The 13,439-nt window shown below is 66.9% G+C and carries 12 protein-coding genes; 9 read left to right on the top strand and 3 right to left on the bottom strand.

Going from position 1 to position 13,439, the window contains the following annotated elements; genetic code table 11:
- Positions 1 to 77 precede the first annotated feature (77 nt).
- The 7 genes from pyrH (at position 78) to OPU70_RS03170 (ending at position 4,889) form a co-directional block, all read left to right on the top strand.
- Entirely contained in the window at positions 78 to 794 is a 717-nt protein-coding gene (gene pyrH, locus OPU70_RS03200) for a UMP kinase (RefSeq protein ID WP_042536766.1), read from the top strand.
- Positions 795 to 860: 66 nt separating this feature from the next.
- Complete coding sequence (gene frr, locus OPU70_RS03195; protein WP_042536765.1) at positions 861 to 1,415, top strand: ribosome recycling factor; 555 nt, start codon at positions 861 to 863, stop codon at positions 1,413 to 1,415.
- Positions 1,416 to 1,420: 5 nt separating this feature from the next.
- A complete protein-coding gene (locus OPU70_RS03190) occupies positions 1,421 to 2,560 on the top strand; it encodes a phosphatidate cytidylyltransferase (protein WP_194286027.1) in 1,140 nt (379 codons plus the stop codon).
- Positions 2,560 to 3,144, top strand: coding sequence for a DivIVA domain-containing protein (locus OPU70_RS03185; protein WP_498557125.1), 585 nt, complete (start codon positions 2,560 to 2,562; stop codon positions 3,142 to 3,144). The genes OPU70_RS03190 and OPU70_RS03185 overlap by 1 nt, the downstream gene beginning before the upstream one ends.
- Before the next feature lie 66 nt (positions 3,145 to 3,210).
- On the top strand, positions 3,211 to 3,876 hold the full coding sequence (locus OPU70_RS03180) for an aggregation-promoting factor C-terminal-like domain-containing protein (protein ID WP_498557124.1): 666 nt from the start codon (positions 3,211 to 3,213) through the stop codon (positions 3,874 to 3,876).
- A 9-nt stretch (positions 3,877 to 3,885) separates the two neighbouring features.
- The gene (locus OPU70_RS03175; RefSeq protein WP_042536763.1) at positions 3,886 to 4,173 is read left to right on the top strand and encodes an Rv1322 family protein; all 288 of its coding nucleotides are present in this window, start codon (positions 3,886 to 3,888) and stop codon (positions 4,171 to 4,173) included.
- Between the two features lie 2 nt (positions 4,174 to 4,175).
- Complete coding sequence (locus OPU70_RS03170) at positions 4,176 to 4,889, top strand: alpha/beta hydrolase (RefSeq protein WP_498557234.1); 714 nt, start codon at positions 4,176 to 4,178, stop codon at positions 4,887 to 4,889.
- Here the strand turns inward: OPU70_RS03170 and OPU70_RS03165 are convergent.
- Positions 4,886 to 5,947 (bottom strand): AI-2E family transporter, encoded by a 1,062-nt coding sequence (locus OPU70_RS03165; protein WP_042536761.1) that lies wholly within the window; start codon positions 5,945 to 5,947, stop codon positions 4,886 to 4,888. The two genes, OPU70_RS03170 and OPU70_RS03165, sit on opposite strands and share 4 nt — an antisense overlap.
- Before the next feature lie 179 nt (positions 5,948 to 6,126).
- Here OPU70_RS03165 and OPU70_RS03160 point away from each other — a divergent pair, with 179 nt between their 5' ends.
- Entirely contained in the window at positions 6,127 to 8,154 is a 2,028-nt protein-coding gene (locus OPU70_RS03160) for a DUF8094 domain-containing protein (protein ID WP_498557123.1), read from the top strand.
- The gene (locus OPU70_RS03155) at positions 8,151 to 9,077 is read left to right on the top strand and encodes a tetratricopeptide repeat protein (RefSeq protein WP_498557122.1); all 927 of its coding nucleotides are present in this window, start codon (positions 8,151 to 8,153) and stop codon (positions 9,075 to 9,077) included. The genes OPU70_RS03160 and OPU70_RS03155 overlap by 4 nt, the downstream gene beginning before the upstream one ends.
- A 46-nt stretch (positions 9,078 to 9,123) precedes the next feature.
- On the opposite strand, the gene glgB is transcribed toward OPU70_RS03155, so the two are convergent.
- Entirely contained in the window at positions 9,124 to 11,328 is a 2,205-nt protein-coding gene (glgB, locus tag OPU70_RS03150) for a 1,4-alpha-glucan branching protein GlgB (RefSeq protein ID WP_498557121.1), read from the bottom strand.
- Positions 11,325 to 13,388: an alpha-1,4-glucan--maltose-1-phosphate maltosyltransferase gene (locus tag OPU70_RS03145; protein ID WP_052492804.1), complete on the bottom strand. Its 2,064-nt coding sequence runs from the start codon at positions 13,386 to 13,388 to the stop codon at positions 11,325 to 11,327. Before OPU70_RS03145 ends, glgB begins: the two co-directional genes overlap by 4 nt.
- Between the last annotated feature and the right edge of the window lie 51 nt (positions 13,389 to 13,439).

Raw genomic sequence — 13,439 nt, 5'->3', positions numbered from 1 at the left:
GTTCGGATCAACGCGATCCGAACCCCTTCTTCATGCCCAGAAGGCACTATCTTGAATCGGGACGAGAGGATCACCCCATGACCGAACGCACAGGACGCCGTCGCGTCCTTCTCAAGCTCTCCGGTGAGGCGTTCGGCGCCGGCCAGCTCGGCGTCAACCCCGACATCGTCAGTCAGATCGCACGTGACATCGCCGCGGCGGTCGATCGGGTCGAGGTCGCCATCGTCGTCGGCGGCGGCAACTTCTTCCGCGGAGCGGAGCTCAGCCAGCGCGGGATGGATCGCGGGCGAGCCGACTACATGGGAATGCTCGGCACGGTCATGAACGCCCTGGCCCTTCAGGACTTCCTCGAGCAGGCGGGTGCGCCCACCCGCGTGCAGTCGGCCATCTCCATGACCCAGGTCGCTGAGCCGTACATTCCGCTCCGCGCCGAGCGGCACATGGAGAAGGGCCGTGTGGTCATCTTCGGCGCAGGTGCCGGACTGCCGTACTTCTCCACCGATACGGTCGCCGCACAGCGCGCCCTCGAGATCGGCGCGCAGGAAGTCCTCGTCGCCAAGAACGGCGTGGACGCGATCTACACCGCCGACCCGAACAAGCACGCCGATGCGGAGCGCATCGAGCGCGTCACGTATCGCGACGCCCTTCAGCGCGGACTCAAGGTGGTCGACTCCACGGCATTCAGTCTCTGCATGGACAACAACATGGACATGCGCGTGTTCGGCATGGAACCTGCCGGCAACGTCACGCGTGCGCTTCTGGGAGAGCCGATCGGCACTCTCGTCACTGCCTGAGCGCCTGACGGTGCTCACGGGTCACGCCCGATAGAATTTCAGAACACCCCGACGATAGGAGTCACCGTGATCGCGGATGTCCTCGCTGAAACCACTTCCCGTATGGCACGAGCGGTCGAGGCCGCCAAGGAGGACTTCTCCACGGTGCGCACCGGTCGCGCCAACCCGCAGCTGTTCCAGAAGGTGCTCGTCGACTACTACGGCACGCCCACGCCGCTCGCTCAGCTCGCCTCGCTGGCGAACCAGGAGGCGCGTACGCTCATCATCACGCCCTACGACAAGTCGGCTCTGAAGGGCATCGAGCAGGCGATTCGGGACATGCCGAACCTCGGCGCGAACCCCACGAACGACGGCAACCTCGTTCGCGTGACCATGCCGGAGCTCACGGCTGAGCGTCGCAAGGAGTACGTCAAGCTGGTCAAGACCAAGGCCGAAGACGCCAAGGTGCATGTGCGCGGTATCCGTCGCAAGGCGAAGGACGAACTCGACGGTCTCAAGAGCGAACTCGGCGAAGACGAGATCGCCCGGGCAGAAAAGGAACTCGACGCCCTCACGCGCCAGCACGTCGATCTCATCGACGACGCACTCAAGCGCAAAGAGGCTGAACTCCTCGAGGTATAGGCGGCATGTCCGACGAACGCACTGATGACGGCGCCGACAAGCCGCAGACGCGCCGCGAGGCGCGCGACTCGTCGACCTCGACCGGCGCCATCCCGCTGGTCGACGGCGCCCTCGTGGCGTTCGACGGGACGAGCATCCCGCCACGACCACCCCTCCCTGCCGACGAACGTGCGATGACGGAGTCCGCATTGGACACGGCTGAACACAATGCGATCAGAGAGCAGTGGCGGGCGAAGCGCGACGAGTTCGGAACGCATGTCACTCATGCGCGAGGTCAGCTCGACCAGGCGAACGAGCGCATCAAGGAGCGGACGGGCCGCGACCTGATCCTCGCGACCCTGATCGGGCTCGCGTTCGGCGCTGCGCTGCTCGCGTCGTTGTTGTTCATCAAGGTCCTCTTCGTGCCGTTCGCACTGGCTGCCGCGTTGCTCGGCGTCTACGAGCTCTCGCTGGCGTTGCGTGCATCGGGGCGGCGGATCGATGTGATCCCGCAGTTCATCGCCGCGACTCTGCTCGTGCTGTCGGCGTTCTTCCTCGACCTGTGGTTCGTCTGGGTCATGCTGTTCTTCGCCGTCGCATTCGTGATCGTCTGGCGACTGGTCGGCCAGATGATCGCCAAGGACGGCAGAACCTACGGCGATGTGCTGACGGATGCGGTCATCGGCGGATTCGTCCAGATCTACGTGCCGTTCCTCGCGGCCGTCGCACTGATCCTGCTCAAGCAGGAGGGGGGTCAGTGGTGGGTCCTGAGCTTCATCGCGATCGCCGTCGTGGCCGACACCGGTGCGTATGCCGCAGGGCTCGCGTTCGGGCGGCACCCCATGGCGCCGAAGATCAGCCCCAAGAAGACCTGGGAGGGCTTCGGCGGAGCTGTCGTGGGTTCGATCACAGCCGGCGTGCTTCTCGCGCTCTTCCTGCTCGACCTGCCGTGGTGGACCGGCGTGATCTTCGGCGTGGCGATCCTCCTGTCTGCGACGCTGGGCGATCTCGGCGAGTCCATGCTCAAGCGTGATCTCGGGATCAAGGACATGAGCTCCTGGCTTCCTGGGCACGGGGGGCTCCTCGACCGGCTCGACAGCATCCTGCCGTCGACGATTCCCGCACTGTGCCTGTATTTCCTCTTCTCCTCCTGGGTGGTGCTGTGATGCTCTCCGACGACGTACAGACTGCGGACGCCGCGAAGCAGGAGCCGCCCGCGTTCTCGTTGACCACCGGGCGAGTGCGCGGCTATCACCGTGCCGCTGTCGACACGTTTCTCGCGGCCGCCAGGGCTGCTTTCGAGGGAGATGCCGACGACCTCAGCGCAGCCGACGTCCGCGTGGCATCCTTCCCGCTCGTCAAGAACGGCTACGTCGTGGCTGAGGTCGACGCGGCACTCGGGCGCGTGGAGGATGCCCTGGCTGCGCGTGCGCGCGACCGGGTCGTCCGTTCGCAGGGCGCGGGGGCGTGGGTGGAGCAGGCCCGAGGTGAAGCCCAGGTCATCCTCGACCACCTCGCGCGTCCGAAGCGGCACCGTTTCGCACGTACGGGCATTCTCACCTTCGGCTACCGGATCGATGAGGTAGACCATGTCGGCACCCGGATCGCCCGTTATCTGCGGGATGGCGAGCCGCTGACGGCCGAGCAGCTGCGCTCGGCCGCGTTCCGCATGCAGCGCGGAGGATATCGAGAAGAGCAGGTGGACGCACTGCTCGACGCGACCGTCGACGTGATCCTGGCTGTTCGCTGAGCGTTCCGATGGCCGACTCGTGCCTCACCGGGTAGACTGCCACTCATCGTGAACTCCCGAAACGACATGACACCTCATCGAAAAGACGTCACGCCTGTGCCCGCATCGGCGACTCTTTCGGCGCGCACCGGCAGTCGCCGACGAGGCGTCGCGGGATTCTTCAGCGGCCTCGCGGTCGTCGGCTTCGCTGCGGCCATGGTGGCACCGACCGGTGTCGCACTCGCCCAGCAACCCGACGAGGTCGCCCCGGAGTCGGCATACTCGGCGGCGCTCGGCGATACGCAGAATCTCACGGTCACGGCAGAGGGCGCGGCGATCGCTCCCGTTCAGCGAGGGACGTTCTCGGTCTACGTCACGCCCAAGCCGACGCCGACACCGACGCCGACCACTGCCTCCGAGGGATCCTCCGATTCGTCGAAGCCCGGCCCCAGCGGTCCTCTCTTCTACACCGGCGGGGGAGCCCCTGCCGAGTGGATGGCGGCAGCGGGCATCGCGGAGTCCGATTGGGGCTACGTCGATTACATCGTCTCCCGCGAGAGCGGATGGAACCCGAACGCGACGAACAAGTCCTCGGGCGCGTGCGGTCTCGTTCAGGCGCTGCCCTGCAGCAAGGTTCCCGGCAACGGCTACGATCCGGTCGACAACCTGCGCTGGGCGACGGGATACGCCACGGGCCGGTACGGCAGCTGGGCCGGCGCTCACGCCTTCTGGACGAACAACCACTGGTGGTGAGCCGGCGTCATGGCCCGCTCTCGCAGACGCCGTCCGGCGCGCCCTGACACCGACGACTCGCTCGATCGTCTCCTCGCGTCGTGGAAGCGCACGGAAGTGCGTCGCGGCTCGGAGTGGACCGTGCAGCCCGTGTCGGCTGTGCAGGCTCTGAAGGAGTACATCTGCCCCGGATGCGGGCGCATCGTCGCGCCGGGAACGGCCCACCTCGTGGTCTGGCGAGCGGACGGGGTTCTCGGCGATGCCGCGGATCTCGCCGCCCGACGGCATTGGCACACACACTGTTGGAGGATTGCATGAGCATGGAGATCCGTGGACCGATCGAGCTGCCGGCGCTGCGCGAGGACATCGTTCTGGAGACCGCTGATGAGCTGACGCTTGTCGGCGAGTTGGCGATGCCCGAGTCGTCTGCCCCTGCGGCCACCCTGATCACACTGCACCCGCTTCCGACGGCCGGCGGCTTCATGGACTCGCACATCATCCGCAAGGCCGCCGCGCGGCTGCCTGCGCTGGCCGATCTCGCAGTGCTGCGATTCAACACCCGGGGCACGACCTCACCCCGTGGCACCAGCGGTGGAGCGTTCGACGGGGGAGCAGCAGAGCAATTCGACGTCGCAGCGGCGATGGAGTTCGTGCGCGAGCGAGGTCTTCCTCGCCCATGGCTCCTCGGCTGGTCGTTCGGCACCGAGCTCGCCCTGAAGTACGGGCGGGAGCACGACGTCGAAGGCATCATCCTGCTCTCTCCGCCGCTCCATCGGGCGACGGATTCCGACGTCGCGGCGTGGGCGGGCGTCGATGTCGAAGTGGTGGTGCTCGTTCCCGAGCTCGACGACTACCTTCGCCCGGCCGAAGCGCGAGAGCGCTTCGCAGCGATCCCTCACGCGAAGCTGATCGCCGTCGAGGGCGGCAAGCACCTCTGGGTGGGGGAGAGCCAGACGCGACGCGTCCTGACCGAGATCGTCGCTGCGGTGAATCCGGCGGCTCTCCCGCTGCCGACCGAGTGGTCCGCCGTCTAGAGCTCGTTCATCCGGGGGATCAGCACCTGTCGGTAGAGGATCAGGATGCTGGCCGCCACGGGGATCGCGATCAGCGCACCGAGCAGGCCCAGCAGACTGCCCCCGGCCAGCGCCGCCACGACGACGACCGCGCCAGGTACCGACACGGCGCGGCTCATGATTCGCGGGGAGATGATGTACGCCTCGATCTGCATGTAGATGAGGTAGTAGATGGCCGCGGCGATCGCTGTCGCCGGAGAGCCGAGTCCGGGGATCAGGCACACGAGGACGATGATCGTCGACCCCGTCAGAGTGCCGACGAGCGGAATCAGCGAGAAGAAGAAGGCCACGACGGCGAGCACGGCGGGGAACGGCGCGTCGATGATCGTGAGGAAGATCATGCTCAGTACGCCGTTGATGACGCCCTGGGTGACCTGCCCCATGACGTAGTAGCCGACCGAATCGGTGATCTGTTCGGCCAGGTCGATGAACCGCTCGCGCTTCGACGCGGGGGCGAGCTGATAGACCGCGCGCTTGAGCGACGGTGTGGAGGCGGTGAGGTAGATCGTGAGGATGAGGATGATGAACGCGCCGAACAGCCCGCTCACCACGGCGCCGCCGGCCGCGAGGACGCTCTGGCCGATCGACCCGCCGATCTGGGCGAGGTTCGTCTCGAGCCAGTTCGTGACGTACGCGAAGACCTCGTCGACCTTGAGATTGGGGAAGGTGTCGACCATCCACTGGCGCAGGTCGGAAAGGAATGTGCCTCGCTGGACGATGGCCGTGATCTCGGCGATGAGCTGTGAGATCTGATCGACGAGCACCGGGATGACGATCAGGATGATGCCCGCGAACACGCCGAGAACCGCGAGGATGGTGATGAGCACGGCGAGCCAGCGGGGGAGCCGTCTGCGTTCGAGGAACGAGACGAGCGGGTCGAGACCGAGGCTGAGGAAGAGCGCTGTTCCGACGTAGAGCAGCACCGTCGAGAGGCTCTCCACGCTGCCGATCAGCAGAATGCCCAACCCCACGCCGAGCGTCGCCACGAGAGCGGTACGGAACGGGTTGTGGATCTTCATCGGTGCTCCTCGGAATGCGGGACCCTGCAAGCGTATCCACCGCACCGCGACTGGCCGCGACGACGTGCCGCACGCGACTCCGGCGCCCCCTCGTGGGCAACACACAGCTGATGTCGCTAGTCTGAAATGTCGAGTGTTGCGACTCGGGCATGCGTCCGGGCCGTGTGAGGAGACTATTCGTGCGTTTCGTATGGGCCGTCGTGGCCTTCGTGCTGGCTGCGGGACTGATCGCTGCGGGCATCGCGCAGCGAACCATCTTCATGGGTCCGTCGACCCAGGAGGTCTCAGTCGCTGTGAACGAACCCGCCCCCTATGTGCTGCTGGACGGCGACGTCCTGCGCGAGCACCCGGGCTCTCAGACGCTGCTCGTGCGGGGTGAAGGTGAGATCTTCGCGGCATACGGTCGGACGGCCGACATGGAGGCATGGCTGGCCGACGCCTCGTACAACCACGTGACCGCCGGCAATGGTGGCGAGCTCGAGGCCGAGCTGATTCCCGCCGGAGCCGCGGCCGACGGCGATGACGCCACCGCGACCCCGGCGCCGACCGAGAGCCCTGCTCCCGCGGAGACTCCGGTTCCTTCCGCGACTCCGACCGAGGGCGACGCGGCCGCAGAGCCGGGACGCAATCCGGCGGGCTCCGATCTCTGGCTGGATTCGTTCACCGAGACCGACGCTCTCATCGTCGACAAGATGCAGCTCCCCGAAGGAGTCAGTCTGATCATCGCGTACGACGGCACCGCAGACGCTCCCGACGACATCGTGATCTCGTGGCCGCTCGACACGTCGACGCCGCTCGCGGGACCGCTCATGGCCGCAGGCGCGGCCCTGCTCCTCGTCGGACTCGTGCTCTATGTCCTCGCAATCCGTCACCAGCGCCGCGGGCGAGGTCCGCGGCGCAAGGGCCCCGGACCCCTCCCGGCGACCGAGCCGATCGATGTGGCTCAGCTTCCGCCCTCGGAACGCGCGGTGATCGAGGGCTCGGCGCCCGACGCACCCGGCGATGCGGATGAGGCCTCTGGGGGTGCGCCGGCTGAGGGCCCGGACACGGCGGGAGTGGGCCGCGAAGGCGCGAATGACGCGGCCGGCGAGCGCAGTTCCGACCGCGATCGGAAGACCGAGAGGCGTGCGACGACCACCGACCGCAGACGCCGCCTGCTCGCCCTGCCCGCGCTCGCGGTGACGGCCCTGCTCGCGAGCGGCTGCTCGCCCGACTCCTGGCCGCAGTTCGGAGAAGGGACACCGTCACCGTCGCCCAGTGCGACCGTGATCGCCCCGGAGAACCAGAAACCGCCGGCCGTGACCGAGGCGCAGGCGAGACGGATCCTGCAAGAGGTGTCGACGACCCTCTCGGACGCCGATGCGGCGATGGACATCGCTCTCGCCGGCACCCGGCTCGATGGTCCGGCGCTGACGGCTCGGACGACCGAGTACGCGCTGCGGACCGCTCTTCCGGAAACCCCGGTGCCTGCCGCGATCCCGACGGATGACGTCGAGGTCGTGCTGCCCGAAGCCACCGACCGTTGGCCGCGCACGGTTCTGCTGCTCTCGAAGAACGCGGGCGACGACACCGTGCCGCCCGTGATCCTCACCATGACTCAGCAGGACCCGTGGTCGAACTACAAGGTGACGAACATGGCCGAGATGTCGGCGGACGCAGTCTTCCCCGAGGTGGCCGCACCGTGGCTCGGTACTTCACTCGTGCCGGACGACTCCGCGTTCCTCAGCATCCCGCCGAGTGAGCTCGCCACCACGTTCGCCGACATCGTCGACGCGGGAGAGACCAGCGCCTCCTACGGGCTCTTCGACGAGATCTCTCAGAAACTCGCCCAGTCGATTCGCGACAGCCGCCAGGCCGTCGTGCAGAACCTCGCCGACAATGGTGCCGCCGAGACCTCGCAGACTGCGTTCGACATCGTCCCTGCGGATTCCGCTCCGGTCTCGATGGCCACGCTCGACAGCGGCGCGATCGTGGCGGTCTCGCTCGTCGACACGGAGTCGGTGACGCCGACGTCGGCGGACGCCGTGATCCGCTTCGGTGACAACGCGCAGGCGAAGGCCCTGACGGGCGTGTCCGAGTCCGCCAAGGGTGTGACGACCAAGTACGAATTCCAACTGTTCTTCTCGGTTCCCTCCCAGGGGTCGACCGAGCAGATCCGTCTCCTGGCTGTCCGACAGGACCTTCTCTCCGTCGAGGTGATCAAATGACCGATATCTCTCCCGCCGCGCTCCGCGGAGCTGTCGACCTCTCTTCTCTGCGAAACCGCCCTGCAGCACCGGCGGCAGGCGCGCAGAGTCCCGCTACCGGGACTGACATCGTGGTCGATGCGACCGACGAGTCGTTCGGCCAGATCCTGGAGCTCTCTCGCACCGTGCCGGTGGTCGTCGACCTCTGGGCGGAATGGTGCGGCCCCTGCAAGCAGCTGAGCCCGATCATCGAGAAGGTGGCGCGCGAACTCGGCGGCAAGGTCTTGCTCGCCAAGGTCGACGTCGATGCGAACCCGCAACTGGCTCAGGGTTTTCGTGCGCAGTCGATCCCGATGGTCGTCGCACTCATCGCCGGCCAGCCAGTCCCGATGTTCACGGGTGCGGTTCCCGAGCAGCAGGTCAGAGAGGTCTTCGCGCAGCTGCTCCAGCTCGCGGCTCAGAACGGTGTGACGGGCACATTGAATGTCGGCGAGGTCTCCGAGGGGCAGGAGGCTCCGGAGGAACCGCCGATGCCGCCGCTGCACGCCGAGGCATTCGCTGCCATCGAGGCGGGCGACTACGCTGCGGCGATCGTGGCGTATGAGAAGGCTCTCGCAGAGAATCCTCGCGATGAGGATGCGATCGCGGGCCTGGGCCAGGTTCGTCTGCTCGACCGTGTGCAGCATCTCGACCTGCAGGATGCGCGGGCTGCCGCTGCGGCCCAGCCACGAGATGTCCAGGTGCAGTTCGACGTCGCCGACCTCGACCTCGCCGGTGGTCACGTCGAGGATGCGTTCGGACGGCTGCTCGACCTCTTCGCTCAGCTTCCCTCAGACGAGCGGACGCCGGTCAGAGAGCGTCTGATCGAGCTCTTCGGACTGATCGGCGCTGCGGACCCTCGCGTCATCACCGCGCGCAACAGGCTTTCCTCGCTGCTGTTCTGACGCTGTGCTGCGGCTGAGCGGCCCGATGCCGGTCAGCCGCAGCCGCTCAGCCGTGACTGATCGTGGGTACGTGAGGCTCGCCCTCGTGGCGCAGCCAGATGGTGGACAGCGCGGGAATCGTCAGGGTCGCCACGGCGGGTCCGTCATCGTCGGAGTGCGCGACGACCATGCCGAGGTTGCCCGATCCTCGACCGCCGTATTCTGACGCATCCGTGTTGAGGATCTCCTGCCACACGCCTGCGATGGGCAGAGCGAGGCGGTGGCCGCTGCGCTCCACGCCGGCGAAGTTGCTGATCACGACGACACGGCCACCGTGGGCGTCACGGCGCTCGAAGGCGATCACGTTCGGGTCCCAGCTGGGAGCGCCGAGGCGCGCGAACGACGAGCCGTCGTTGTCTCGCTCCCAGAGGGGCGCCTGGGCACGATAAGTGCGGTTGAGCTGGCCGACGAAACTCTGCAGCTGCGCATGCGATGGCTGGTCCAGCAGCCACCAGTCGAGTTCGCGGGATTCGGACCACTCCGCGAGCTGCCCGAACTCCTGCCCCATGAACAGGAGCTTCTTCCCGGGGTGCCCCCACATGTATGCCAGGTACGCGCGGACGTTCGCGAGCTTGTGCCAGTGGTCGCCCGGCATCTTCGCGAAAAGACTGCCTTTGCCATGCACGACCTCGTCGTGGCTGATCGGAAGCAGATAGTTCTCACCGAACGCGTAGACGAAGGAGAAGGTCATCTCACCTTCGTGGTGCGCGCGGTACATCGGGTCGCGTTCGATGTACTGGAGCGAGTCGTTCATCCAGCCCATGTTCCATTTGAACCCGAAGCCGAGTCCGGCGTGATCGGTCGGTGCGGTGACGCCGGGGAAGCTCGTCGACTCCTCCGCGATCATCAGCACGCCGGGGTGAAGGCGATAGGCGGTCGCATTCACCTCCTGCAGGAAGCGGATCGCCTCGAGGTTCTCCCTGCCTCCGTGGATGTTCGGCTCCCACTCGCCCTCGTTGCGGGAGTAGTCGAGATAGAGCATCGAGGCGACTGCGTCGACCCGCAGACCGTCGACATGGAACTCGCTCAGCCAGAAGAGGGCGTTGGCGACCAGGAAGCCGCGCACCTCGGGGCGACCGTAGTCGAAGATGAGGGTTCCCCAGTCCTGGTGCTCGCCGCGCCGAGGGTCGGGGTGCTCGTAGAGCGGCTGGCCGTCGAACTTCGCGAGGGCGAAGGCGTCTTTGGGGAAGTGCCCGGGCACCCAGTCCATGATCACGCCGATCCCGGCCTGGTGCAGTCGATCGATCAGGTATCGCAGATCATCGGGGCTGCCGAAACGACTCGTCGCCGCGTAGTACCCGCTCACCTGATAGCCCCAGGAGCCACCGAAAGGGTGCTCCGCGAGCGGCATGAACTCGACGTGCGTGAAACCGGCCTCGTTGACATGGGCGATGAGCGGCTCTGCGGCGTCGCGGTAGCTCAGGCCTCCGCGCCAGGATCCGAGGTGCACCTCATAGACCGACAACGGCTGCGCGACCGCATGGGTCGCGGCACGGCGGGTCATCCACGCGCCGTCCGACCAGTCGTAGGTCGACTGCGTGATCACCGATGCGGTCTCGGGGGGGATCTGCGCCGCCTGCGCCATCGGGTCGGCCTTGAAGATCCATGACCCTCCGCGGGTGCGGATCTCGTACTTGTAGGTCGTTCCGATCGCGAGATCGGGGATGAACAGCTCCCAGATGCCGCTCACGCCCATCGAGCGCATCGCGTGTGCTTCGCCGTTCCAGCCGTTGTGCTCGCCCGCCACTCGAACCGCCGTCGCGTTGGGTGCCCACACGGCGAACGCGACGCCGGTCTCGCCTCCCACGGTCTGTGCATGAGCTCCCAGCACCTGCCAGAGCCGCTCATGTCGCCCTTCTGCGATCAGATGCAGGTCGACGTCGCCGAGGGTGGGCAGGTGGCGGTAGGGGTCGCCGGCGATCGTCTCATCGTCGTCTCCGTACGCGGTGGCGATCCGATACGGAACCGGGGCTCCGTCGTGCTGCGCCTCCCAGATACCGTGCGCGACGTGGTCGAGCTCGAGTCGGCTCCCGTCCCGGAAGACCGCCGCGACCGAGGAGGCGAGAGGACGACGGGCGCGGATCACCGTGACGGTGCGATCGCTCGCGTCGGTGAACGGGTGCGAGCCGAGCACGGCGTGCGGGTCGTGGTGGGCACCGGCCGCCACCGCCGCCCAGTCCGATGACGTAGCTGCATCCTCGACGTAGCTCATGATCGTCTCCTCACCTTCAGTATGTGCACCGGTTCGGCGAAGGCGTCGAGGCGCACGTAGTTGTGATCGGCCCAGGTCCAGACGGCACCGGTCAGCAGGTCCTCCACCTCGAACTGCTCGCCCAGGGGCACACCCCAGATCGTGGTGTCGAGATGCACTGTGGTCTCGCGAACGGAATGCGGATCGACGTTGGCGATCACGAGGAGCGTGTCGGATTCGCCGGTGCCGGTGAAGGCCGCATCGAGGTGCTTGCTGTAGACGAGCACGGAGTCGTCATCGCTCCAGTGCACGGCGAGATTGCGGAGCTGTCGCAGAGCCGGGTGCGCGCGACGGATCGCGTTCAGACGGCGCAGGAGGGGCGCCAACGAGTCGCCGGCCTCCTCCGCACCCTCCCAGTCACGGAACTTGAACTCGTACTTCTCGTTGTCGATGTTCTCCTCGGAACCGGGGCGCGCGACATTCTCGAAGAGTTCGTAGCCCGCGTAGACCCCGTACACGGGAGCAGCTGTCGCCGCGATGCATGCCCGGATCCGGTATGCCGCGCGTCCGCCGAACTGCAGGTACTCGGTGAGGATGTCATGCGTGTTCACGAAGAGGTTCGGTCGCATGTAGTCGCTGGTCTCGTGCGCGACGCTGGTGAGGAACTCCTCGAGCTCCGCCTTGGTGTTGCGCCAGGTGAAGTAGCTGTAGCTCTGCTGAAACCCCACGGCAGCGAGCGCGCGCATCACGGCAGGGCGCGTGAACGCCTCGGCGAGGAAGATCACGTCCGGGTCCTGGGCATTCACCGTGGCGATGAGCCACTCCCAGAACTGCAGCGGCTTCGTGTGCGGATTGTCGACCCGGAAGATCTTGACGCCCTCGCGCACCCAGTGCTGCACGATGCGCAGCATCTCCTGGTAGATGCCGGCAGGGTCGTTGTCGAAGTTCAGGGGGTAGATGTCCTGGTACTTCTTCGGAGGGTTCTCTGCGTATGCGATGGTGCCGTCGGGGAGGGTCGTGAACCACTCCGGGTGCTCATCGACCCAGGGGTGGTCCGGAGATGCCTGCAGCGCGAGATCGAGAGCGACCTCCAGACCCTCGTTCTTCGCGGCTCGCACGAACGCGCGGAAGTCGGCGGGCTTGCCGAGCTCGGGGTGGATCGCGTCGTGTCCGCCGTCGGCAGAGCCGATCGCATACGGCGAACCCGGGTCCCCTGGTTCGGTCGTCAGTGTGTTGTTCCGACCCTTGCGGTTCGTCGTCCCGATCGGATGGACGGGCACCAGATAGATGACGTCGAATCCCATCGCGGCGACCGCGGGAAGGCGTTTGGCGGCCGTCCTGAACGTTCCGCTCTTGACAGTGCCGTCTTTGAGATGCTTCGCTCCCTCTGAGCGGGGGAAGAACTCGTACCATGCGCCGACGCCCGCTGCAGTCCGCTCGACCAGCAGCGTGTGCACAGCTGACGCGGAACGCAGTGTCGTGAGCGGCCGGTCCCGGAAGAATCCCGCGAGCTCGGGATCGGTCGAGGCAGCGGTCGTCGTCGCCGCATCGCCGCCGGCCAGCGCTGCGGCGATGTCTCTGAGACGTCGGCGCTGAGCGGCGGGACGGTCCTTCTCGGCCGCTGCGCGCGTGAGCAGCTCGGCGCCGAGCGCCGCCATCACCGGTACATCGACGCCAACGGCGACCTTCACCTCGGCGGCATGCGCCCAGGTCGCGAAGTCATCGGAGAACGCCTCGAAGCGGAACGACCAGCGACCCTGAAGGTCGATCGCGATCTCGGCACCCCAGCGATCGGTCCCGTCCAGGAAAGGGGTCAGGCGGTGAAGCGTCTCCTCGCCGTCGGGTGAGGTCAGCCGGAGCTGCACGCCGATGAGGTCGTGCCCTTCGCGGAAGGCGACCACGCTGAACGGCACCACTTCGCCGACGAAGGCCTTGGGTGCGAAACCGCCTGGCACGGCGGGGGTGCCGCCGACCAAAGGGATGCGAGTCGCGACGAGCCCGTCGCCGTCCGAGACGGGCCCCAACGGGCGCGACGGGATCTGTGCGGGGCTTCGGAGAGCCTTCGGACTGGTGCTGCTCATTCGTGCGGCCACCTCCCGAATGTACCGCTCCGGACGGTGAGCGGGTAGCTC

This window comes from Microbacterium sp. SWDP-B6 (assembly GCF_059803615.1).
This window is presented reverse-complemented; position numbering and strand designations above follow the sequence as displayed.